Here is a 23,873-nt window from a genome sequence, read left to right as displayed (position 1 = left end):
TTAGTCAGTCATGTCCAGTTATCTAGTTAGAAGAAATTTGTCTTTCTATTTATTTCAAGATTTCAAGGAGTGGTAAAGCTGTGTTATTCAAGATTTTTCAGCGATTCATGATCTTTGGATTTACTTTAGTAATAATCTTATTTTTTCAAGCAAAAATCCAAGCTCAAACCGTTTGTCAAATAGTACCGACTTCTCAGATTTCTTCTATCGATCAGGCTAAATGTTTATTGCGTCAACCCAAGATTTTTGGGAATGTAGGACCAACTTTAACCAGTTTACCTGCTCCGTTCGATCAACTCTTAACTAGACCCACCATCGATATCAGTAAAGAGCAATTAAGACGATATCTACAAGCTCAAGGAATTAACGAAGCAGACATTGGCGGTTCATTAGATAACCCTGTCTCACGAACCAATAATAATAATCCCAGCGCAGAATTGGCTCGTTATTTTATTATTCATGATACCAGTACCCCTAATTTTGTAAATGATCCCTTTCCCAATAATATTAATGAAGCTAGTTGGAGGTTTAACAACTTCAATCAATATGGTAGTGGCGACAATTCTCCCGCCCATATCATTATTAATCGAGTGGGAGATTCCGTCACTCGTAAGGATTTTAATATTCCTTGGCGTTCTACAAAACGAGAATCGGATCAATTTTGTGGGGTGAATAAATGTAAGGGTTTATTCTTAGCAGTTGAATTAGTTCAACCTAGAAAATGTCAACCAAATGCTGGTCAAATACAGTGTTCTCCACCGACAAAAAATGATGCTAAATCGCCCGATCCCGGGTTTACCAAAGCCCAATTAGATCGCCTAGCAGTTGTTTATGTTGCGGCCAGTGTACGGCGCGGAAAATGGTTAATTCCTGCTTTTCATGTTGTTCTTGATCAAATCGTACAGGGTGGACATGATGACCCCCAGAATTTTAACCTAGACCAGTGGTCAAAACAACTTAATGACATTTTAACTGAAATTCGTTCTTAGGAGTTAATTATAAACAAATATTTGAGATAATTACTACTAACTATTGCAGGAATTTATCTAAGATTTGTTGTTATTAAAAATCTGCTCTAATGCTTTTCCCATCCCTTCCTAATTTCTCTAACTTTCAAGGACAAAATTATGGCTACATTACAAGACATTATCAACGATAACAAAACCCTAAACCGTTCCAAACTAAAAACGGACAAAGGGTTAGTAATAGAAATTCAAACTAAACTCGCTAACCTAGGATTTTACCCTGGCGGCGGTTGGATTGATGGAGATTTGGGAGAATCAAGTAGTTTTTCTTGGACTGGATTAATTGATTTCTGTAAAAAAATTGGGAGTCTTCCCATTCCCTCCGATACCCTAGCTATCAATCAAGAGATTGCCCAAAAGTTATTAACGATAAAGCAAGTTGAATCTGTTCTTCAAACAGCTACTCAAAATTCAATTCTTACCCGTCTTCAACAAATTCAAACCAGATCACCCATTATTAATAAAAACACCCCTCCTTCTGCTTTTGTATCTCGAAGTATTGAGCAATCTCCTTTCAAACCATTTATCGTTAATTATCCAAATTTTTTAACCCAAAAACCCGACGGAACCTCCCTAATTTCTTATGGTGATAGTTTCACTCTTTCTGATGGTAGAACCGTTAATTTTAATGACTATCCCAATCAAGGAAAACAGCCTAATATTGACAGTACAGGTTTAAGTTTTCTTCCTAGTAATATCTCTCATGCTTGTCTTTGTATCGGAAGTTTTAAAGATAGTAGTAGCACGATTAAAGCCCGATGGTTAGGAAAAGATGCCCTAACACCTGTTGCTTTATGGTGGAGTACCACTAAATTTATTGGCGTTTTGAATACAGTTTGTCAAATTAATCAAAACTCAATTAATACAGATATTGATGATTGTGTGATTGAGTCCCCTGAAAACCGATTTAATGATTTAGTAAGAGATATGGTGAGTTATCAGGGACTATCTTCCAATCGTATTGGTGCTTTATTTAAAAGCTTTAGTAAAAGAGAAGTTTTAAGTAAATGGATTGAAACACAAACAGGAAGTAGTAATCTAAATTTTACTGGTTCCTATCGAGAAGACCCCTTAATTTCTCCTGCAAGAATTAAAGACACAACGACTGGAAATATTGTCTTATCTTCTGGGTCTGTTGGTGCAGCTACTTCAACAAATTCCCTGTCAGCATATGATCTGGTACGCCTAATTTCCATGCTAGGTTGGCATTTACATTTACCCAATAATGCCAAACTTCCCTCAGCCCAATGGAAAAGTTTAGAAAGCATAGTTCGGGCAATGGGTCATGATACAGCACGATATGTAGATGTAGCTTTTGAAACCTTGGGAGTTATGAATATTATCAGTGAACCAGTGATTATTTCAAAAGTAGGTTGGGGAAACGTATCTGCCACTTCTGGGTCAATGACTTATACCGTATTTGTTAAATTTGTTGATCGACGTTTTACTCCTGCAAAATTAAGAACTTTCGCCTTATCTTTACGTTGTCCGAGTCCAGTTTCTGCTGATTTTGATGGGAGAGATACCAATTTAGCCGCCGCTGTTACTGAAATAGTTCGACGTATTTTAACTGAAGAATTGGCTTAATTTGCTTTGGTCATAACTAAAAACAAAAACTTGTAAAATCAATAGTGAGGTCTTAAAAATGAACCTAGGAACCCTTCTCGAAATTATTGTTGCTCTAATTTTTATCTACTTAACTTCCAGCCTTATTATCTCCGAATTACAGGAACAATTAGCCGCCTTGCTAGAATTTCGGGCTAAAAATTTAAAACAAGCCCTAGAAATATTCTTGGGGAAAGAGACGGTCAAATCTTTGTACAATAATGGATCGTTATTATCAAGTTTAAATCAATACACTAATTTGGGGAAGTCAGCTGGTCCTTCCTATGTTGAACCAAAGGTTTTGGCAGCGTCCCTAATTAGTCTAGTTAATAGTCAACTTTCAGATAATGAAAAATTATTAAAAGCGGATTTTTTAGGAAAAAATCTTGTTGAAGAAAAAACAGGAATCTTTAAGAAATTAGCTAGTATTTCCGATTTCTCTAAAATAGACAAATTAGCGATTGACAGATTGATAGAAATAGGTTATAGTACCAAACTCAAACATGACAATCCAACTCTGGAGAATTTTATTGATGAAATAGCCAACACTTTTACTCAAATTATGGAGCGAACATCGGGAGTATATAAAAGAAATGCCAAGGGGGTATCTTTTGCTTTTGGTTTTTTAGCGGCTGCCTTGCTCAATATTGACAGCTTTTATGTCATTGAGCAACTATCCAAAAATCCCAATTTAAGACAGGGAATTAATCAGGTAGCGACAGAAGTTATTAAAAATAATGAACCTTGTTTTAAAGATGCTCAAGCTGATCCCACCAAAGTAGCTAAATGTAAAGAAAAATTACAAGTTAGTGTCAAGGATTTAGAAAAAATTAATCAACCTTTGCCAATTGGTTGGAATGAAAAAGGATGGTTTAATGGTGAACAAATAAAAGAACAAAATGGCTTGTTACAAGCTATCTTTGGCTGGCTAATGACAGGAGTAGCCGTGGCGATGGGCGCACCTTTTTGGTTTGATATTTTAGGGAAGTTTATCAATGTGCGTAATACTGGTAAACCCATATTACCTAATACTCAGAAATAAATAACTATGTTTGTCACCTTAAAGATTTTCAATCAATCCTCAAACCAGTCCTTTCTCAGATTATTTCTAGTCATTTCTTGTCTTTTTCTCCTCTATCGCCTATAATTTTCTTAGTCCTCACTTTTCCAGTTAACAAGGAGAATACAATCATGCAATCTCTCAAATTTTCTATTATCCAAGAAATCAAACATCAAGGAATTTGTGATGCTTCTGCCGCCACTGCTTTAGGAGAAAATAAATTTGTTGTTGGTAATGATGAGGCCGATCCAAAATTAGGTAATTTTCTCTGGATTTATTCCTCTCAAGAGTCGGGAAAAGCACTGGAAACAATTGACATTAATAGTTGGCTGAAAAACAATCCTGAAAATAAAGAAATCGACTTGGAGGGGGTAACTGTACTAAATGACATAATCTATTGGATTACTTCCCATGGACGCAATAAAGATGCTGAACGAGAACTCCCTCGTCATCAATTTTTTGCTAGTAAAATTACCGATGACGGCTCTAGTATAGTTCAAGAGGGTGAGTCTTATACTCAGTTAGTCTTGCGCGATATTATCGAAGACTCTCAATTGGCTAAAATATTTGATTTCAAAACAGCAGAAACCAAAGCTCCCAAAGCTGAAGGAGGATTAAATATTGAAGGTTTAACGGCAACTCCAGACGGAAATATCTTAATCGGTTTTCGTAATCCTGTCCCCAACAGTAAAGCTCTTTTATTACCCCTAAAAAATCCCAAGAGTTTAGTTACTAATTCAACCACAGCTAAAGCTGAATTTGGTGATCCTATCCTGCTAGATTTGGGAGGATTAGGAATTCGTAGCATTGAATTTTGGCCAGCTTTAGAAGTATATTTAATTATTGCCGGAAAATTTCATGGAGGCGATCAATTTGTTTTCTATACTTGGTCAGGAAAAAAAGAAGATGCACCAGAAAAGATAGAATCACTGCAATTCCCTGACGGGTTTCGTCCAGAAGCTTTGTTGTTTTATCCCCATTTCCAAGATCGCTTTCAGATTTTAAGCGATGATGGTACAATCGAGCGAGTTGGTAATACTCCCTGTAAAAAGATTCCCGATAAAAATAATTCCGAAAAATATTTCCGCAGTATTTGGGTAAAAGTTAATTAATACCAATTCTCACCCATAAAAACTACAGATCGAATTATCGAATTTAAGTTCCCCTTTTTAAGGGAGACGAAGGTAGGGAGATCAAACTCTTGTAGCCGGATTTTGGAGAATTGATATAATTAGACATCCCTCTTAGTGGAACCTCAACAAAACCTAGAACAAAAATAGCTTTAAACCCATATAGGGATAAGCTTTAAGCTCAAAAAACCCATTGATCACGTCTTCTCAATGGTTTTTTATCCTAGAAGCTCTATTAACCTTTTTCTCTTGTCCAGAGGACTTCTGGGTTCGCAAAGGGACAAAAAAGTGTGGAGAACTCTCCCATAATCGCTACAATTTTTCTAGAGGCTAAGTATTGCCCTCATTTAAGTTCTTTTGTACTGATTAAAAACGATGAAAATTCTTCACGGTACTTGGATTCCTCAATCAACGGATGAATTTATTCAGAAGGGTAGCTTTTATCTTTGGGGAGAAACTAGCACCCCGAAAAAGAGTCGCACCACTGCTGATAATTATCATCCTTTTCAGTTAAGCAAAGAAGAATTAACTAGCTTTCTCACCGGAGAGTTAGGAATAGTTCAATCGAATTATAATCCTCTTAGTCGGCAATTTGCCCCCCGCTACTTTCTTTTACCTAGTCACGACAATCAACCTTTACCCTCCTTAGAATTACTGCGTTATCTAGAAAAAGAACCCCCAGAAAATAGCCAATGGCAATCTTGGCACATTGATTGTTATCCCCTTAATCCTGTACTTAAACTGCTCAATGATCTGCACTTTATCTGTCTTTACAACTCCTCAGAGATTCAGTTAGGTGCAGATATACTTTTTTGGTATCACTACAGTCAAACTTTTAAAGAAATAATTCTCAAAGATAACTATATTCCTGCTTTTAAATATCGAGAATTAGCCACAAAGAACAAGAAAAACGCTAACTTTGCCATCTATCCTCTTTGGGAAATTATATCAGCAACCTACGAACCCAATCTCGATCGCTATCTCGAATATCTTCCCCGCATTTGTCTTGCTGGTGCTGAAAATCCCCATGCTTCACCACAATTATACGATCCCAAAACCCTACTGCGGCACTTCTCCGAATGTCTCCTCAATGAAATTGTCACTAATACGGCAATTCCTGCCAGTTTTGACAAAAAAATTGGCGAGACAATTATAGGTGACTGCCTCTCTGTGACTAAAGCTGCTGGATTTCTGCAAACTGCCGCTGCCTTAGAAAAATATCAACAGTGGCAAACTTGGAGACAGCAATTACTAGGAGACCAAAATATATCTAGTTTTAGCCTTGGTTTTAAACTAACGGAAGCACCAGAAGATAATATTGAACAGTGGCAAATTACCTTTATCCTTATCTCTAAACAAGACCCCTCCCTGCGATTAGAATTAGACGAATATTGGTATGCAGTCCCCGAAATTATAACAAGCATACAAGCGCATTTTGGTCAAGATTTAGATAAAAATATTTTACTAAGTTTGGGTTATGCTGCCCGTATTTATCCCCCCATTTGGCAAGGATTAGAAACGGATAAACCGACGGGATTTTATCTCAACCTTACAGAAGCTTTTACTTTCTTAAAAGAAACTGCTTGGATTTTAGAAGATGCGGGATATAAGGTAATTATTCCCGCTTGGTGGACTCCCCAAGGTCGTCAACGGGCCAAAGTTCGGCTAAAAACTACTTCTAAATCTGGGAAATCTACCCCCGTTAGTAAAGGGATTTTTAGCCTCGAAAACATCATTGAATACCAATATGAATTAGCCATCGGTGAAGAAACTATTACCCAAGAGGAATGGCAACAATTAATTAACACCAAAACACCCTTAGTTAAATTTCGAGGTCAATGGGTAGAATTAGAACAAAATAAAATGCAGCAAATGCTGGATTTTTGGCAGAAATATCAGCAGGAAAATCCTGAGATGAATCTGATTGAATTAATGAAAAAAGCTGCCGAATACCCAGAGGAAATTATTGTTGAAACCGATGATTTTTTAAGTTCTATGCTAGAGAAATTACAAAATCCTAGTCAATTAGAACCGATCGAAAATCCTCCCCAATTACAAGGAACGCTGCGGGAGTACCAAAAGCGCGGAGTTGCCTGGATTCAATACCTGGAACAATTGGGTTTAAATGGTTGTCTTGCTGACGATATGGGATTAGGAAAAACCCTACAGGTAATTGCTAGATTGATTGGGGAAAGAGAGGGAGATAATAAGGTTTTGCCAACTCTGCTAGTTGCACCCACTTCTGTGGTGGGAAATTGGGCAAAAGAAATTGAAAAATTTGCCCCCCATCTTCAGGTTTTAATTCACCATGGTAGTAAGCGCTATCAAGATGAGAGCGAATTTCAGACAGTAGCTAGTCACAAGGATATCGTCATTACTTCTTTTACCTTAGTTCGCAAGGATTTGAAATTATTTAACTCGCAATCTTGGCAACGTTTGGTAATTGATGAAGCACAAAATATCAAAAATCCTAAATCGGCACAAACTAAAGCAATCTTGAGTTTATCTGCACAACATCGTCTCGCATTAACGGGAACTCCAGTAGAAAATAGACTGCTTGATTTATGGTCAATTTTTAACTTCCTTAACCCCGGTTATTTAGGTAAAGAAACTCAATTTCGTAAAGCTTTTGAAGTGCCAATCCAAAAACAAAATGATCGTCTCCAGTCCACGGTTCTCAAAAAATTAGTGGAACCTTTTATTCTGCGTCGGGTAAAAACCGATAAGCAGATAATTAAAGATTTACCGGATAAAGTGGAACACAAACAGTATTGTAATTTAACTAAAGAACAAGCTTCTCTCTACGAAGTTGTCATCAAAGAAGTGGAAAAACAATTAGAAGAAGCGGAGGGAATAAAACGCAAAGGATTAATTTTATCTACCCTGATGCGCTTGAAACAAATTTGTAATCACCCGCGTCAATTTTTACAGGATAACAGTGCTTTTACTCCTGAGCGATCGCATAAGTTAGAGCGTTTGGGAGAAATGCTAGAAGAAGTAATTTTAGAGGGAGATAGTCTGCTAATTTTCACTCAATTTACTGAAATCGGTGACTCCTTACAAAAGTACCTCAAACAAACTTTTCGCTATAATACCTATTATCTTCACGGGGGGACTTCTCAACCAAAACGAGAACAAATGATCGAAGAATTTCAACATCCCGAAACAGAACCTTCCGTATTTATTTTATCCCTAAAAGCTGGGGGAGTGGGGATTACTTTAACCAAAGCAAATCATGTTTTTCATTTTGATCGTTGGTGGAATCCTGCGGTGGAAAATCAAGCAACCGATCGCGCTTTTAGAATTGGTCAACAAAAAAATGTTTTCGTGCATAAATTTGTCACTTTGGGAACCTTAGAGGAAAGAATTGATGAAATGATCGAGGAAAAGAAAAAGGTAGCAAATGCTATTGTTAGTAATGATGAATCCTGGTTAACGGAATTAGATAACGAAAGTTTTCGTCAGTTAATCGCATTGAATAAACAGACTATTATTTAATCGAGGCAAACCTATGAATAAATTCAGTAAAACTTGGTGGGGACAACGCTTTATAGAAGCATTAGAAGAATTTACCGACTCAGCACGCTTGAGTCGAGGACGTTCCTACGCTAAAAATGATAAAGTCAAGAATTACAAAATTGACGGTAATTTAATTACTGCTCAGGTGCGAGGTTCCATTAATCCCTACTTTGGGGTTTACAAAGAACCTTTGTATAAGGTGAGTATCGAGATTAAACCAATTACTAAAGCAGAGTGGTCACAAGCTTTATATAATCTTGGTTCAAGAGCGAGTATGATCTCTAAACTGCTGCTCAAAGAAGTTCCCGATAATATTGATGAAGCATTTAGCGATCTGAATCTCCACTTATTACCCCACAATCAAAAGGATTTTATCACCAATTGTTCCTGTCCCGATTGGGAAAATCCCTGTAAACATATTGCCGGAGTTTATTACCTCGTTGCCTCCCAATTAGATCAGGATCCTTTCCTCTTATTTGAATTACGGGGTATCTCTCGTCAAAAATTACTGCAAGAGTTAGCAAAAACTCCTCTCGGTAAGTTGCTTTCCTCCTCCATCCAAGAGGAAAAAATTCCTCTTAACCCCGGGACTTCCTATCACACTAAACCCGAAACCATACCGGCATCAGAAACAATTGATCTCAAAGAATTTTGGCACTCTCATCACCGTTTACCAGAAAATCCTCAGTTAGTTAAATCCGCAACTATTCCCGCAATTGTCATTAAAAAAGCTGGTGATTATCCTGCATTTTGGGATAAGGATACCTCCTTTATCGAGGTAATGGAAGAAATGTATCAACGGGTACGCAATAAAAATGCAGGGATACTTTAAAAAAATATAAGTTTTCCTTTTGGGGAGTCAGCAGTCAGTCCCGATGTCAAATTAGGTTACACTTTATCTGGATCAGAAACGCTGTAGCTAAATTGCTGACTTTTTGACTTAGGTATCTATCCATAGGAGGGTAGATTAGAATAAACAGGTCAACAACTGACAGTAATTGAAAATCTACCCCTAACCTGTTAGTATTGTTATGAGACTGGACATAAGAGAGATACAATGGAATCCTTAATTATTGAAAATTTTCTGATTATTAAGTATGCGGAAATAGAGATAAAAAAAATTAATGTTATCATCGGTGAACAGTCCACTGGTAAAAGTATTATTGCTAAATTAGTTTTTTTATTTCAGACATTTTTGTTTTATCAAGTTAAATTATTAGTCACTAATCTTCAAGATCAGCAAGGACTCAAAAGGCACCTACAGAAGCGATTTGAGGAATTATTTCCTAAATACGCATGGAAAGAACAAGTATTTAAAATAGTTTATCGTTTGGATGACATGAACTTTTTGATTGAAAGATATAAGGACAAATCTGGCTATTTTAAACTACAATTTACCTATTCAGATGATTTTAAAAAGTTTTACAATACAACAATTAGACAAGTGAGTAAAATTGCCAAAAGCAATAACAATATAGTCACTCAAGATATTTATTCAGATATGAATGATTGTGTGGTCAAAAATATTGCTGATTTTTTTCAAGGCAATGAAAAAAATTTTTCTACAAAGATTTTATTTGTACCAGCTAGTCGCACTCTGTTTGTTAAATACTTTACCAATAATATTTTTGCCTTTTTGGCCAATAATTTTGATCTTGATCCTCTGATTATCAACTTTGGCTCTAATTATGAAAATGCTCAACGCCTATACAGAATAATTAATGAATCAGAAAGTTTATTCCAAGATAAAAAAGATGATAAAAAACTTTATAATCAAATTAAATTAATTAGCGAAAAGATTCTATCAGGCAGCTATGCGCGCGTGAAAGATCAAGATTGGCTTTTTCATGCCGATGGGAGAAAGATTAACTTAATTGATGCTTCAAGCGGACAGCAAGAAGCTTTACCAATGTTATTAATTCTCTTAGTTTTCTCGTTTTTTCCTGATTCCGAATCCAACCAATTTTTTATTGAGGAACCTGAAACCCATCTTTTTCCCTCCGCTCAAAGAGATATGGTAGAACTATTTACCTTGCTTTATGCTAATAAAAATTGTCGTTTCTTTCTCACTACCCATAGTCCCTACATTCTCACAGCTTTGAATAATAAAATCATGGCAGCTAACGTTGAGCCTGTCAAAGCACAAAAATCTTTAGGTTATAAAAATACTATTCAATTTCAAGATGTGTCAGCCTACACAATTAGCAACGGACAAACTCAAAGTATCTTAGATACAGAGGTGAACTTGATTGGTATCAATAACCTCGATGCTGTCTCCGATGAACTTAGTCAAGAGTTTGAAGAAATTTTAGAAAGAAAGGCTCAACAATAATGGATATTAGTCACTGTTCTGAATGCAATAATAATAAAATAGTCAAAGTTAAAGAAAATGGGAAAGAATTCATCGTCAACAATAATAGTCAGAAATTAGTTACTAAGATAAAAATAGATAATTGTTTAATCATCGAGGGGAAAAGATGCGACTGGCTTTTAGAAATTGATGATCCCTGTAGCTTGGCTCTTTATATTGAACTCAAGGGTAAAAATATTGAACAAGCTTATGATCAATTATTGTCAACTCTAAATCATTCTTACTTACAAGAAAGACATAAAAAATCTAAAAAAGAATGCTATATTGTCGCTTCTAGAGTACCAAAAGCTGGAACCAATGTTCAGGTTTATCAAGCGAGATTAAAACAAGCTCATCCCGAAGTTAGTTTAAAAGTCAGGTCGATGAAAGCTGAAATCACTATTTAGGTTTTTCCCTCAGAAAAAAGCTGAACTAATTATTCCTGTCCCGATTGACAAAATCCCTGTAAATATATTGCTGGAGTTTATTACTTCGTTGCTTTCCAATTAAATATGGAAGAAATGTATCAACGAGTACGCAATAAAAATGCTGGTATGTTATAATTAGGTGGGTGTTAAAAATTGTCAGACACCCTTCTTATTAAGAAAAAATTAAGGCTAGATTAAGGGGAAATCGGCACCCCCCTTATCAAGGGGGGCAGGGGGGATCAGAAGTCTGAAAAAGCATTCTATTTTTTAAGACAAGCAGAATCTATGAACCAAGAATCTCTCAGCTTTGTCCCTGGGAATGTCAAGTTAGCCGATCGCTTTTTAGTTTGTGGATTGGGTAGTCTCGGACAACACTGCGTCAAGTCTTTAAAAGAGTTTGGGGTTAGCGTCGTCGGTATCGAACTAATACAGCCTCCCAGTTGGGAAATTAATGATTTTCCCGATTTATTAGAGGAAATAATTATCGGTGATTGTCGTCAAAAAAACATTTTAGCAAGAGCGGGAATCGATCGCTGTCGGGCCGCTTTAATTGTCACCAGTGATGAGCGAATTAATGCCACCACTGCCCTAATTATTCGGCAATTAAATCCCCTTACTCGCTTAGTGGTGCGTTCTTCTAAAGATAATCTCAATCAGCTACTCAAGGAACGTTTAGGCAATTTTATCGCCTATGAACCCACCCAACTACCCGCCAATGCCTTTGCTTTAGCCACATTAGGCACAGAAACCCTCGGTTTTTTGCATCTCGACGGTCAGAAATTGCGGATTATCCAGAGACAAATTAGCCCCGAAGATGGTTTACTCGATCGCTTTTTAGGTGATTTAAATACCCCCACCCGTCGTCTGTTAGCACACACAGCCCCCGATGAACCTTTAAGGGCCGGATTTTATCAATGGTCCCCCACCACCACTATCGGGGCAGGTGATACCATTACCACCATCGAAACTACCTACCAAAACATCGATGCTGTCCGCCAGAAACCGTCAAATTCTCGCCAGAAGTTGCGGGATTTTTGGCAAAAATTGCTCAAAGAAATACAACAATTCTGGCAATTGAGTTTTCAGCAGCAAATTCACCGGGTGGCTTTCCTGTCAGTATTTATCATTATCCTCCTAGTAATTATCGGGACTTTTCTTTTCCATCTCTACGCCCCGAGAGCTTCCTTTATTTCCTCTCTTTCAGGAACAGCGATTCTTTTATTAGGTGGTTACGGTGATGTTTTCGGTGCCTCTAACCCCGAAGATTTAAATGCGGTTCCCTGGTGGATGCAGCTATTTAGTCTCTTTTTAACCTTAGCTGGAACCGCTTTTATCGGGGTTCTCTACGCCATTTTGACAGAAACTTTATTATCATCAAGATTTCAATTTATCCCTAACCGTCCCCCAGTTCCCCAACAGAATCATATCGTTATTGTGGGCTTAGGTCGAGTCGGCAAAGAAGTGGCTAATTTATTACTAGAAATGCAACAGGCGATCGTCGGGGTCAGCTTAAATAGGGATTTTGATGCGACTATCCTGCCAAAAATGCCCCTGATGACGGGAAATATCGAAGAATCTTTAAAAAATGTCAATTTAGATAGGGCTAAAAGTATAGCGATTGTTACCGATGACGAAATCCTCAATTTAGAAGTAGCCCTAACCACCCGCAAACTCAATCCCCAAAGCTACTTAGTCATCCGCACCACCGACGACAACCTTAGTCAACAATTAAGTCAAATTCTGCCCCGCTCTCACATTTTAGGAACCAACACCGTAGCGGCAGAAGCCTTTACGGGGGCCGCTTTCGGAGAAAATATCATCTATCTGTTCCGTTGGGCGCAAAAAACGATTCTGGTGACGGAATACGAGATCGAAGCTGAAGATACTCTCAATGGTAGCTCGATCGGGGATATTGCCTACGGTTATCGAGTCGTGCCGATCCTACACCAACGAGAACGGGAAACCCCGAAATTAATGCCCGAAGATTATCTCAATTTACGCATCGGCGATCGCATTGTGGTGCTGGCCACCATCAACGGACTGCGACGGGTGGAACAGGGTCGTCGCACTCCCAAAACTTGGCGCGTGCGGGTGGAAAAAGCCTTTAACCGCAATATTGCCGCGGAAGCGCCCACCGTGATCAGTCGTTTTTCTAATTGTCCCCTGAAAACCGCCAGCGATCTCATGGAAAATTTGCCGGCAACCCTGGGCGCTCCCCTCTACGAACAGCAGGCAATTCGATTAGTTTCCGAGTTGAAAAAAATTCAAGTTCAAGCCTTGGCCATTCCAATTACAGGTCAAAAATAACAATTTTGCTTAACTCAGAAGTTGATCCAACTTAGCGAAGAATTGATGAACATCTTCATGAATTTCATCAGATTTCATGTTAGTGGCGACGATTTCGCGGGTCAATTCTAAAGATGGAACAGATTCTAAAACAGGTTGATGAGATTTAAGCCTTTGAAAAAGAGAGTCCTTATTTTCAAACAATAGCTTTTTCCCATCCACAACTTGAAAAATATTTGCCTTGACATCTCTCCAAGATTGATTTCGAGGCAGGGTAAGATTTTCGTTATCAAAAAACTCCCTAATTATTTTTTGAACTGGAGAGAAAAAAATATCTTGGTCGTTAAAACCGCCGGTTTGTTGAGCTGCTCTAATCCAAGCATCGGGAACTAATAAATAATTCTCAATATTTTTTCGTCGCCATTCATATAATGATTGCTTCGGATCATTTGCTTCTGGGTGGAAGGCCTGATCGTCATCATCATAATCAAACAAGACCAACCTTTTCGCCGATGGAATTATTTGTTTAATCCCGTTAAAATGACGATCAGAATCTTCTTTCATTTTCTTCTTATTGCCGCCTCCCATAACCCGACAACAAACCTGATTCAATTTATCCTGCCTTCCTAAAGAAGTGGCAAAACCTCGTAAAAGACGCTCATCTGTTTCTCCTTCAACATACAAAATAACGGGATAATTAAATTCCGAAAGCTGTGTTATCTCTAAGTTAGAAACATCGGCCATCGCTGTTAAAATCGCTGGTGTAGCTTCCACTCTTTTAGGAATTCTATCAAGTAATGAGATAATTTGCCGAACGTCAACCCCTCTAATAAACTCTTCTGCGTGGGTGGCAATAAGAAATTGAGTATTTCTCTCGATCGCCTTTTGATTCTTAAAATAATCTAGAATCTCTCTTTGCAAGTTAACATGAAGATGAGCATCGGGTTCATCCAGTAAGATAGTAGTAGGTTTATAACCATAAAAAAATGCCAACAAGGTTAAAGTTTGATGGAAACCGCTGCCAGCAGATATAATGTCATAGGATTTGCCCCCCTGTTTATATTCGCAGATTATTTGGGTGTCCACTCCTCGTTCGTATTGAGGGTCTTTTAAATCAACGTTAAACCAGTTTTTGACAACCTTTTGAATTTCACTCCAATCCTTTCGATTTTCTTGCCAAACTCGCAGCAGTAAATTTCTTAATATACTTCCGGGCTGCGCTTTTCCCACTTGTTTTCGCAGCGGTCCGTCATCACGCCATTCTTCATTGGGTTCTAATCCCGAAAAGGGCGGAACGTAAGCAATAATAGGTAAAAGAGAAGGGGAGTGATTTGACTCTCCTTCTAATTCACGGAAATGTTCCCATCCTTCCGAAGGAATTGCGTAGATAGTTTGAGGAGAACCATATCGTAGTTTAACCCCCAAAGAGCATGGTTCTGGCCCGGAAGATTCCGCTATCCAAGTAACATCAATTTCAATGAGAATAAACTCTTGCTTTTTGGAACCATCTACTTTTGGATAGTGGCGCTCGGTCTTCTCTCGCCACAAAAGATTAAATTCTGGAACGGGAAGGGCTGTAAAGTTGGGAAGGACAACTTGTTTGCCGGTCGTTCCGCTCCGTTTCACCGCCCGCCGGAACTCCTCAATACAGAACTGCCAGATCGCTAAAGCCTGTAAAATGGTGCTTTTACCACTGTTATTCCGTCCAACTAAGAGATCGAAGAGAGCAAACTCGTAGGTTTGTTCCTTGATACTCTTGAAATTTCTCAGGGTTAGCTTGGTTATCATCGATCTGGTTAGGCTGTCGGCATCTTCATCTTAAATTATGCAAGTTAACATCGCTCACTTTCCCAGACCCCATTTTTAAGGACAAAAATAGATCGGGACTAACTCATCTCTCCAGCTAGGGCAACGAAAACGATCGCGCTTTTCGGTTCAGGGATCGGAGGGGAGTCGATCGCCTGGATTAGCACTCAAGCCCTAAGAGTGCTAAATTAACTATAAGGAGTCCTATCACAACAGCGATACCATGTCCAAAATCATTGCCTTTAAAGATGAATCCCGTCGCGCCCTAGAAAGAGGTGTCAACGCCTTGGCCGATGCGGTAAAAATCACCCTCGGTCCGAAAGGACGCAATGTCTTGTTAGAAAAGAAATACGGCGCCCCCCAGATCGTTAATGACGGCATCACCGTGGCCAAAGAAATCGAATTGTCCGATCCCCTCGAAAACACCGGGGCGAGATTAATTCAGGAAGTAGCGGCAAAAACCAAAGATTTAGCGGGAGATGGCACCACTACCGCCACCATCATCGCCCAGGCTTTAATTAAAGAAGGTCTGAAAAACGTTACCGCCGGGGCCAATCCCGTCGCTTTAAGACGCGGACTGGACAAAACCATCGCCTATCTGGTGGAAGAAATCGCCGCCGTCGCTAAACCGATCGCGGGAGATGCGATCGCTCAAGTGGCCACCGTTTCTTCCGGCAACGATGAAGAAGTGGGACAAATGATCGCCACCGCCATGGAAAAAGTCACCACCGATGGCGTAATCACCGTGGAAGAATCGAAATCCCTAACCACGGAATTAGAAGTAGTGGAAGGGATGCAGATCGATCGCGGTTATATCTCTCCCTATTTCATCACCGATCAAGAAAGACAGATCGTCGAGTACGACAACCCTCTGATCCTGATTACCGATAAAAAAATCAGTGCGATCGCTGAATTAGTCCCCGTCCTCGAAGCCGTTGCCCGTCAAGGTCGTCCCCTATTAATTATCGCCGAAGATGTGGACGGCGAAGCCTTAGCCACTCTAGTGGTCAACAAGGCCCGGGGAGTCTTAAATGTCGTCGCCATCAAGGCCCCCAGTTTTGGGGAACGTCGCAAGGCGGTTTTACAAGATATCGCCATCCTCACCGGCGGTCGTCTGATTTCCGAAGAAGTGGGCTTAAGTCTTGACACCGTTAGCCTCGATCTGCTAGGGCAAGCGGCAAAAATCACCCTAGAGAAAGACAATACAATTATTGTCGCCTCCGGAGACAGCCGCAATAAGGCCGATGTGCAGAAACGTCTCGCCCAACTGAAAAAACAGTTAGAAGAAACCGATTCTGAATTCGATAAGGAAAAATTACAGGAACGCATCGCTAAATTAGCCGGCGGTGTGGCCGTCATTAAGGTCGGGGCAGCCACAGAAACCGAACTCAAGGATCGCAAACTCCGCATCGAAGATGCCCTCAATGCCACCAAAGCCGCCGTGGAAGAAGGTATCGTCCCGGGCGGTGGTACAACCTTGATTCATCTGGCTTCTAAGGTGAAGGCTTTCAAAGCTTCTTTGACTAACGATGAGGAAAAAGTCGCCGCCGATATCGTCGCCAAAGCCCTAGAAGCACCCCTGCGTCAGTTAGCTAATAACGCCGGTGTGGAAGGGGATGTGATCGTGGAAGGTGTGCGCGAAACCGCTTTTAGCGTCGGTTACAATGTCCTCACCGGCAAGTACGAAGACTTAATCGCCGCCGGAATTATCGATCCGGCTAAAGTGGTACGGTCAGCCGTTCAAAACGCCGCTTCCATCGCCGGTATGGTCCTAACGACCGAAGCCCTCGTGGTCGAAAAACCCGTTAAAGAAGCCGCAGCCCCCGATATGGGCGGCATGGGCGGCATGGGCGGCATGGGTGGCATGGGTGGCATGGGCGGCATGGGTATGATGTAATTCCTGATGCCGTCTGGCCCTTGAAAATAATCTCATGCAATTGAGCCAATCTGTCCCTTTTCTGGTTATCGTCGGCATTAGGGACAGGTTTTTTTTCCTCGGGAAAAACTTTTTCAGCAGAACCTGCTTAATCTATCCTTTGCATTAGTCCAGACACTACACTAGAAAAGAAGGATTATTCCCAGAAATCATGACACTGCTGACGGTTCGATCGCTCAAAAAAGACTTCGGTATCAAGGAAATTCTCAAAGATGCCAGTTTTAGCCTCGATGATCGCGATAAAGTCGGCCTGATCGGTACGAATGGATCGGGAAAATCGACCCTATTGAAAATGATCGCCGGTTTAGAAGCGATCGATGGTGGCGAAATTCAAATCAATTCGGGGATGAAAATCGTCTATTTACCCCAGCAACCCGATCTAGACAATGATAAAACGGTTTTAGAGCAGGTTTTCGCCGATAGTGGCGAAAGCATGACTTTAATCAAGGAATACGAGGAATTGTCCGATCGCCTTGTCCATGAGCCAGAAAATCTGGATACTATTATGGAACGTTTGTCAAGGGTTTCGCAACAAATTGATAAACTTGCCGCCTGGGATTTAGAAACCAATGCTAAAGTTATTTTAAGTAAACTGGGTATCGATAATTTTAATGCTCGCGTGGGAGATTTATCGGGGGGATATCGCAAAAGAATCGCCATCGCTACCGCACTTTTAGCCGATCCTGACTGTTTATTGATGGATGAACCCACAAACCATTTAGACGCGCTTTCCGTGGAGTGGTTACAGAGTTATTTGTCCCGTTTTCGGGGAGGATTATTATTAATTACTCACGATCGCTATTTTCTCGATCGAGTGACTAATCGCATCATTGAAATCGATCGGGGAGATTTATCTACTTATGCCGGTAATTATGCCTATTATCTAGAAAAAAAAGCCTTAGCGGAAGAATCGATCGCCAGTAGTCAACGCAAACACGCGGGAGTTTTGCGACGGGAATTAGAATGGTTATCCCGGGGACCAAAAGCACGCAGTACCAAACAAAAAGCGCGGATCGATCGCATTCAAGCAATGGGTAATAAGGAATTTAAACAGGTGGAGGGAAAAGTCGATATTGCCACCGCAGGAAGACGCATCGGCAAAAAAGTTATTGAAGTAGAAAAAATCTCGAAAGCTTACGGAGATCGCACTTTAATTAAAGATTTTACCTATATTTTTACCCCCGAAGATCGCATCGGTATTATTGGCAGTAATGGGGTAGGAAAATCTACTCTCATGGATATTATTACCGGGAAAATTCTCCCCGATTCAGGCACAGTTGACATCGGTTCCACTATTCATATTGGTTACTTCGATCAACAATCCGATGATCTCAATATCAACGAAAATCAAAGAGTAATCGAATATCTGAAAAGTGTGGCCGAATTAGTCAAAATCCTAGACGGCAGCGTGATTACCGCTTCCCAGATGTTAGAAAAATTTCTCTTTCCTCCCGATCAACAGTATGCACCAATTTATAAACTTTCTGGAGGGGAAAGAAGACGCTTATTTTTACTACGAGTTTTGATGAGTGCGCCTAATGTTTTAATCCTAGATGAACCCACCAATGATCTCGATGTGCAGACTTTAGCAATTTTAGAAGAATATTTAGAGGACTTTAACGGTTGTGTGATTGTTGTTTCCCATGATCGCTATTTTCTCGATCGAGTAGTTGATACTATTTTTTCCTTTGAAACCGGGGGTAATATCCGTCAATATCCGGGTAATTATTCCCTTTATCTCGATCAGAAAAAAGAGGAGGAGGAACCAAAAGAAAAAAAAGTCACCCCAAAAACTGTTAAAGCTTCTCCGTCACCCGTCAATAAGAAAATCTCTTTTAAAGAGAAAAAAGAATACGAAGACATCGAAAAACAAATACCAATTTTAGAAGCAAAAAAAGCCGAAATTGAACAGGTACTTTATGGAGAACCCCTAGAAGATTTTACCAAAATAACCGCGCTGACCGAAGAATTAGCTCAATTGAGTCAAAAAATTGATACTTTAACCGATCGCTGGTTAGAATTAGCAGAAAAATTAGGCTAAATTACTATGTTTATATAGTAATTTAGTCAACTCATAAATAATCAACATTTTAATTTTATATTTCTTTATGAAAGTTGAAATTATTGCAATTGAAAATGGATCAACATATTTAAAAAAAATACAAGAGTTGGGTCGTAAAAACTCTAAGACTTTGGGTTTTATGCCTGAAGGTGGATTTATAGATCATGCAGATAAAGGACATATCTTAGCGGCCATTAGTCTAGACCAAAAATGTGTTGGATATTTAATGTATAGAATTAAGCAAAAGACTAACAAAGCACATATAATACATTTATGTACTGATGAAAATTTTAGAAGAAAAGGTGTTGCCAGACAATTAGTTGAACACCTGATTGACAAAACCCAAAAACAGCAACTTTATGGAATTGTTTTTGATTGTCGCATGGATTATAACTTGAGTTCAATGTGGTCAAGTTTTGGATTTATTGCCAAATCGGAAAAACCCGGAAAAAGTGCAGAAGGACATTTATTGACAACTTGGGATTTAGAGCATACAATCCCTCCATTAATCAAAGAGCTAATCGAGGAAAAAAACAAGTCTAAGATTCAAGTTGTTATTGATGCCAATATTTTCTTTGACTTCATGACAGATCCCTATTATGATAGCGAATGTCAAGAATCTAATTATTTGCTTTCAGATTGGCTACAGGAAGAAATTGAAATATTTTTAACTGAAGAAATTAATAATGAAATCAATCGCAAGAAAGATGATAATTGTAGACGTAAAGCTCAAGAATACGCCAGTAAATTTTGCAAAGTTTCTTGCTCTCATTCAGAATTTGACCCAGTGCATTTAGAACTTCTTAAAATCTGTTCTACACCACAAACAGATCAGGATAAATCTGATTTAAGACAATTGGCAAGAGCTATTGCTTCTGAGTCAGAGATTTTCGTTACACGAGATACAAAGTTACTTGAGCTAGAATCTATACTTTATGATAAGTTTTCAATTCAAATTTTATGTCCTACAGACTTAATTATAAAACTAGATAACTTATTGAGAACATCTGAATATCAACCTGTACGCCTCGCAGGAACTACTATAGAAAAACGACTGATAAAAGAAGGAGAACAAAAGCAGTTATTGGAACAATTTCTAATGTCAGGACAAAGGGAGAAAAAAAATGAGTTTAAAAATTATTTACAAGGATTTCTGGCCAGTCCAAATGAGTTTAATTGTTTTGTTGTCTTAGATCATGCTAATAACAAACAATTAAGTAGTAATTATAATTATATAGCACTATTTGTGTATGATTGGTCAGAAAAAAATCAATTAACAATTCCTTTGCTTCGTGTCAATAATAATATTGGTAAAATGAGAAAAGCAATTATATTACATTTGCTCTCAATATTTATTTTAGAAGCATCCAACAAAGAAAGATTATCAACAAGAATTACTGATCAGTACCTTGACAAAGATATTATTCAATCTATTCAAGATACTCTATTTGTTCAAGATGGGGAAGAATGGATAAAACATCACTTAGTTTTTTCAGGAACAACTCTACAATTAACTAAAAAGTTAAATGGGTTAAACTCAGAATCAATTTTTAATACAAATATTTTATCCAAACCTATAGAGATTTTACAAGATAGTTCTATAAATGATAGGAATACGGCAACTTATATTGAACGATTGTTTCATCCTTGTAAAATCGTTGATGCAGAGATTCCTAGTTTTATTATTCCAATTCAAGCTAAATGGGCGGTAGACTTATTTGATTCGGAATTAGCTAATCAAACAATATTTGGAGCAAGAAAAGATTTAGCGTTTAATTGTGAAGCCGTTTACTATCGTTCTGTTCGTAACTCTGGTGGATTATCTGCTCCTAGTCGTGTTCTCTGGTATATTAGTGATGATCCAAAGTATATAGGTACTCAAAGTTTAAGAGCTTGTTCCAAAATCGATGAAATTATTATTGGAACCCCCAAAGAATTATATCGTCAATTTAGGCGGTTAGGAGTCTACGATTTTGAGCAAATTTTAAAAATTGCCAAAAATAATACTGATAATACAATCATGGCCATTCGTTTTAGCTATACAGAATTGCTTAAATCACCAATCCCTCTACAGAGTATTCAGCAAATACTCAATAACAAAGTCACATTTCCCTCTCCTTATAAAATTTCTAGATCAGAATTTGAAACATTGTATAATAAGGGTATGCAAATTTTAAATTAAGAGAACATTCTATGTTACATAAAACTATTCTAATGTCGATTAAACCCAAATACGTTGAGAAAATATTAAAAGGAGAAAAAACGGCAGAATTTCGCCGATCAATGTACTCATCTATCAAAAAGGGAGATCAAGTTTTTATATATTCTTCATCTCCACAAAAAGCCTTAGTAGGAAAATTTATTATTGATGAGATCATTAATGATACAGTAGAAAATTTATGGAAATTAAAAGGGAAAGAAGGATGTATATCTTATGAGGAATTTATGAACTATTATGACGGTATTTCATCAGGACATTGCTTGGTATTGAAGGAAATTATAACCTTCTCGGCACCTATAAAGCTTGAAGAGTTAAGATCACAAATTGTAAATTTTAGAGTTCCACAAAGCTGTCGCTATTTACGACCAGATGAAATTGAAATTTTTTTTAAAATTCCCATTGCTTCATCTTCTAAAAAATCCCTAGATACAATTATAAGATATTAAATTACTTTTCAATAAGCTGGTCAGATCATTAGACAATATTTGTTACTGCGGAAATTTATTGGCTCTTCTGGTTTCTGTGTGGAAACGAGGTCTATACTGATAGTTTCTTACATGATTGGTTTTATAGTTAGTAAATTTTACCAAAAGTATCAATTATGTATCCTAATCAATGCCAAGATTGAACAATAATTTCCGGTGAATCATCCTCATCCATGACCATATCTACCGACTCCACCCGCAAGAGTGCCAAATTATCCTTAACCACCCCTTGAAGATAGATTTCCCCCATCCCTTCACCCCCTAGATCGATCGAGCCAAAAACTTGACCGGTTTTTGTATTAAAATTAAACTGAAAATAATTAGCTGAGGAAATTCCCTCTCTGACATTATCGTATCTAGCGATCTCCTGACCACTCTTATCATAAAAAGATACCTGAAAATCTTCTAAAACTTGCATCTTTCCCGAACCTTTTTCTGAAAAGATAGTCGGGGCCGTTTTTTCATCATAACTAAAAGAACCTTTAGCTATATAACCCTGATTTCCCAACCATTGAAAATCGATCGTCACTGCTAAAACCCCTTGGCTATTCATGTTAGCAACTAAAAGCAAAGCTAGTAAAGTCAATATCATCTTTTTCATTAGTCGGTTATTTCAGTTATCAGTGATCAATGACTACAACCAGTCTTCGGGGGAATTTTTATAAGGGACTCTTTCTATCCCCATAAACCTTAAGAAAACTTCAATTACATGGGTACAAGAAAAGGAAACCCGAATGATCTTTTGTGGGGGGGTAACTTCTGTTTGCTGATATTACCCGATTTTAAGACAAAGCTCGTCAAAAACCGCCATAACGTTCCTCTAACCAGGGATCACCTCGTCGATGGTAGCCATTAAGTTCCCAGAAACCCAATTGCTCTCGATCGAGAAATTCTAAGCCATTAATCCATTTAGAACTTTTCCAAGCGTAGAGATGGGGGACAACTAAGCGCAGCGGACCACCGTGGTCGGGGGTTAAAGGTTGACCAAACAGTTGAAAAGCGAAAAAATTATCCTCGTGCAGGAATTCCTCTAGGGTGAGGTTAGTGGTATAACCACCATAACAGTGTTGCATGACGTGGGTAGCTTCCGGCAACAGGTCAATTAAGGCCATAAAATCCGATACCTTAATTCCCGTCCAAGTCACATCTAATTTTGACCAACGGGTGACACAGTGAAAATCCTTAGTAAATTCCGACTGCGGTAGGGCCATAAAATCCGACCAGTTAAAAATTTTAGTCGTGGCCACCTTTCCCCAAACCTTGAATAACCATTCCTCGGTCTTGATTTGGGGAGTATCTCCGTAGGTAAGCACAGGAAAACCACTAGCGAGATATTGGCCCGGAGGAACTCGGTCTTGATCGGGAGATTCTGGTTTTTTAAAGAATTTGCCTAACATTAGTTGAGACTCACAACGAAAACCCTAAACAAATCTTAAAATATTAGGGAGCGAAAAGGTTTTCTCTACCTCACTCCCCACCATCAAGTTATTCCTTGTCTCCCCCTTCTTCTTCCTCTTTAGTGGGATAGACAAAGCTGTTAGAACGACCAGAAAGGACAGATTTACCCAAAGATAAGGCTTTTTGCGCTTCCCGAGCCGCTTGCTTTCTCCAATGCGCTCTCCGTTGGTCGCGCTTGGCATTTGAGGTTTTCTTCTTGGGACAAGCCATAGTATTTTAACGATAGTTATAGACTCACAACCTTTCTATTCTACTCCCTATTTCCCTAATCGGCTCGCCAACTTGTCTGATTCCCTTGCTCACTACTGCCCAAAATATTGATAAAACTTAATAATTATCATTGGCCTACCTATTTAGGTTCTGCTGAATAAATCTAAAAACCTTGTTGAATAAGGTTTTTAGACTTTTTTCCCCCCAAAAAGTGCCGACCATTGGAGTGATCGGGGAAAAATTCAGTTACTTTTTCTCTGAAAATTAGGTAGTTGACCACCTGAAAATGGGT

The 23,873-nt window shown here is 38.6% G+C and carries 17 protein-coding genes; 13 read left to right on the top strand and 4 right to left on the bottom strand.

Annotation, left to right across the window (positions count from 1 at the left end; genetic code table 11):
* Window positions 1-80 precede the first annotated feature (80 nt).
* The 9 genes from IM450_RS12435 to IM450_RS12395 all read left to right on the top strand — a co-directional run bounded on the left by IM450_RS12435 (window position 81) and on the right by IM450_RS12395 (window position 13,424).
* On the top strand, window positions 81-989 hold the full coding sequence (locus IM450_RS12435) for a hypothetical protein (RefSeq protein ID WP_287670160.1): 909 nt from the start codon (window positions 81-83) through the stop codon (window positions 987-989).
* A gap of 138 nt (window positions 990-1,127) precedes the next feature.
* Window positions 1,128-2,612 carry a hypothetical protein gene (locus tag IM450_RS12430; protein ID WP_287670158.1) on the top strand — a complete coding sequence of 495 codons (1,485 nt, stop codon included), beginning with the start codon at window positions 1,128-1,130 and terminating at the stop codon, window positions 2,610-2,612.
* A 157-nt stretch (window positions 2,613-2,769) separates the two neighbouring features.
* Entirely contained in the window at window positions 2,770-3,672 is a 903-nt protein-coding gene (locus IM450_RS12425) for a hypothetical protein (RefSeq protein WP_287670156.1), read from the top strand.
* A gap of 149 nt (window positions 3,673-3,821) precedes the next feature.
* Entirely contained in the window at window positions 3,822-4,802 is a 981-nt protein-coding gene (locus IM450_RS12420; protein ID WP_287670154.1) for a DUF3616 domain-containing protein, read from the top strand.
* 393 nt (window positions 4,803-5,195) lie between these two features.
* A complete protein-coding gene (locus tag IM450_RS12415) occupies window positions 5,196-8,318 on the top strand; it encodes a DEAD/DEAH box helicase (protein WP_287670152.1) in 3,123 nt (1,040 codons plus the stop codon).
* Between the two features lie 13 nt (window positions 8,319-8,331).
* Window positions 8,332-9,171 carry an SWIM zinc finger family protein gene (locus IM450_RS12410; protein WP_002802709.1) on the top strand — a complete coding sequence of 280 codons (840 nt, stop codon included), beginning with the start codon at window positions 8,332-8,334 and terminating at the stop codon, window positions 9,169-9,171.
* Between the two features lie 225 nt (window positions 9,172-9,396).
* A complete protein-coding gene (locus IM450_RS12405; protein WP_287670149.1) occupies window positions 9,397-10,671 on the top strand; it encodes an AAA family ATPase in 1,275 nt (424 codons plus the stop codon).
* The gene (locus IM450_RS12400) at window positions 10,671-11,096 is read left to right on the top strand and encodes a hypothetical protein (protein WP_287670147.1); all 426 of its coding nucleotides are present in this window, start codon (window positions 10,671-10,673) and stop codon (window positions 11,094-11,096) included. Before IM450_RS12405 ends, IM450_RS12400 begins: the two co-directional genes overlap by 1 nt.
* A gap of 306 nt (window positions 11,097-11,402) precedes the next feature.
* Window positions 11,403-13,424: a potassium channel family protein gene (locus IM450_RS12395; protein WP_287670145.1), complete on the top strand. Its 2,022-nt coding sequence runs from the start codon at window positions 11,403-11,405 to the stop codon at window positions 13,422-13,424.
* Window positions 13,425-13,433: 9 nt separating this feature from the next.
* On the opposite strand, the gene IM450_RS12390 is transcribed toward IM450_RS12395, so the two are convergent.
* Window positions 13,434-15,191 carry an ATP-dependent nuclease gene (locus tag IM450_RS12390; protein WP_287670143.1) on the bottom strand — a complete coding sequence of 586 codons (1,758 nt, stop codon included), beginning with the start codon at window positions 15,189-15,191 and terminating at the stop codon, window positions 13,434-13,436.
* A 241-nt stretch (window positions 15,192-15,432) separates the two neighbouring features.
* On the opposite strand from IM450_RS12390, the gene groL reads away from it, so the two are divergent.
* From groL to IM450_RS12370, 4 genes are all read left to right on the top strand, one after another.
* Window positions 15,433-17,106, top strand: a complete 1,674-nt coding sequence (gene groL / locus IM450_RS12385) for a chaperonin GroEL (RefSeq protein WP_002759846.1) — start codon at window positions 15,433-15,435, stop codon at window positions 17,104-17,106.
* A gap of 190 nt (window positions 17,107-17,296) precedes the next feature.
* Window positions 17,297-19,186, top strand: coding sequence for an ABC-F family ATP-binding cassette domain-containing protein (locus tag IM450_RS12380; protein ID WP_287670141.1), 1,890 nt, complete (start codon window positions 17,297-17,299; stop codon window positions 19,184-19,186).
* Window positions 19,187-19,253: 67 nt separating this feature from the next.
* On the top strand, window positions 19,254-21,389 hold the full coding sequence (locus tag IM450_RS12375; protein ID WP_287670139.1) for a GNAT family N-acetyltransferase: 2,136 nt from the start codon (window positions 19,254-19,256) through the stop codon (window positions 21,387-21,389).
* 11 nt (window positions 21,390-21,400) lie between these two features.
* On the top strand, window positions 21,401-21,874 hold the full coding sequence (locus IM450_RS12370) for an ASCH domain-containing protein (RefSeq protein WP_002750544.1): 474 nt from the start codon (window positions 21,401-21,403) through the stop codon (window positions 21,872-21,874).
* Window positions 21,875-22,040: 166 nt separating this feature from the next.
* Here IM450_RS12370 and IM450_RS12365 read toward each other — a convergent pair whose 3' ends face one another.
* From IM450_RS12365 to rpmF, 3 genes are all read right to left on the bottom strand, one after another.
* A complete protein-coding gene (locus tag IM450_RS12365) occupies window positions 22,041-22,514 on the bottom strand; it encodes a hypothetical protein (RefSeq protein WP_287670136.1) in 474 nt (157 codons plus the stop codon).
* A gap of 196 nt (window positions 22,515-22,710) precedes the next feature.
* A complete protein-coding gene (locus IM450_RS12360) occupies window positions 22,711-23,310 on the bottom strand; it encodes a sulfite oxidase-like oxidoreductase (RefSeq protein ID WP_046661054.1) in 600 nt (199 codons plus the stop codon).
* A gap of 88 nt (window positions 23,311-23,398) precedes the next feature.
* The gene (gene rpmF / locus IM450_RS12355; protein WP_287670115.1) at window positions 23,399-23,581 is read right to left on the bottom strand and encodes a 50S ribosomal protein L32; all 183 of its coding nucleotides are present in this window, start codon (window positions 23,579-23,581) and stop codon (window positions 23,399-23,401) included.
* Window positions 23,582-23,873: the final 292 nt, after the last annotated feature.

Origin of the sequence: Microcystis sp. M083S1, assembly GCF_020246405.1 — a bacterium.
GTDB classification, from domain to species: domain Bacteria; phylum Cyanobacteriota; class Cyanobacteriia; order Cyanobacteriales; family Microcystaceae; genus Microcystis; species Microcystis aeruginosa_C.
Note: the sequence above shows the minus strand (reverse complement) of the source record. Positions and strands in the feature narration are given on the sequence as shown.

Coding starts and splice junctions, on each gene's coding strand:
- IM450_RS12430 (WP_287670158.1), top strand. CDS start 1,128: ATGGCTACATTACAAGACATTATCAACGATAACAAAACCCTAAACCGT.
- IM450_RS12420 (WP_287670154.1), top strand. CDS start 3,822: ATGCAATCTCTCAAATTTTCTATTATCCAAGAAATCAAACATCAAGGA.
- IM450_RS12415 (WP_287670152.1), top strand. CDS start 5,196: ATGAAAATTCTTCACGGTACTTGGATTCCTCAATCAACGGATGAATTT.
- IM450_RS12410 (WP_002802709.1), top strand. CDS start 8,332: ATGAATAAATTCAGTAAAACTTGGTGGGGACAACGCTTTATAGAAGCA.
- IM450_RS12405 (WP_287670149.1), top strand. CDS start 9,397: ATGGAATCCTTAATTATTGAAAATTTTCTGATTATTAAGTATGCGGAA.
- IM450_RS12400 (WP_287670147.1), top strand. CDS start 10,671: ATGGATATTAGTCACTGTTCTGAATGCAATAATAATAAAATAGTCAAA.
- IM450_RS12395 (WP_287670145.1), top strand. CDS start 11,403: ATGAACCAAGAATCTCTCAGCTTTGTCCCTGGGAATGTCAAGTTAGCC.
- IM450_RS12390 (WP_287670143.1), bottom strand. CDS start 15,191: ATGATAACCAAGCTAACCCTGAGAAATTTCAAGAGTATCAAGGAACAA.
- groL (WP_002759846.1), top strand. CDS start 15,433: ATGTCCAAAATCATTGCCTTTAAAGATGAATCCCGTCGCGCCCTAGAA.
- IM450_RS12380 (WP_287670141.1), top strand. CDS start 17,297: ATGACACTGCTGACGGTTCGATCGCTCAAAAAAGACTTCGGTATCAAG.
- IM450_RS12375 (WP_287670139.1), top strand. CDS start 19,254: ATGAAAGTTGAAATTATTGCAATTGAAAATGGATCAACATATTTAAAA.
- IM450_RS12370 (WP_002750544.1), top strand. CDS start 21,401: ATGTTACATAAAACTATTCTAATGTCGATTAAACCCAAATACGTTGAG.
- IM450_RS12365 (WP_287670136.1), bottom strand. CDS start 22,514: ATGAAAAAGATGATATTGACTTTACTAGCTTTGCTTTTAGTTGCTAAC.
- IM450_RS12360 (WP_046661054.1), bottom strand. CDS start 23,310: ATGTTAGGCAAATTCTTTAAAAAACCAGAATCTCCCGATCAAGACCGA.
- rpmF (WP_287670115.1), bottom strand. CDS start 23,581: ATGGCTTGTCCCAAGAAGAAAACCTCAAATGCCAAGCGCGACCAACGG.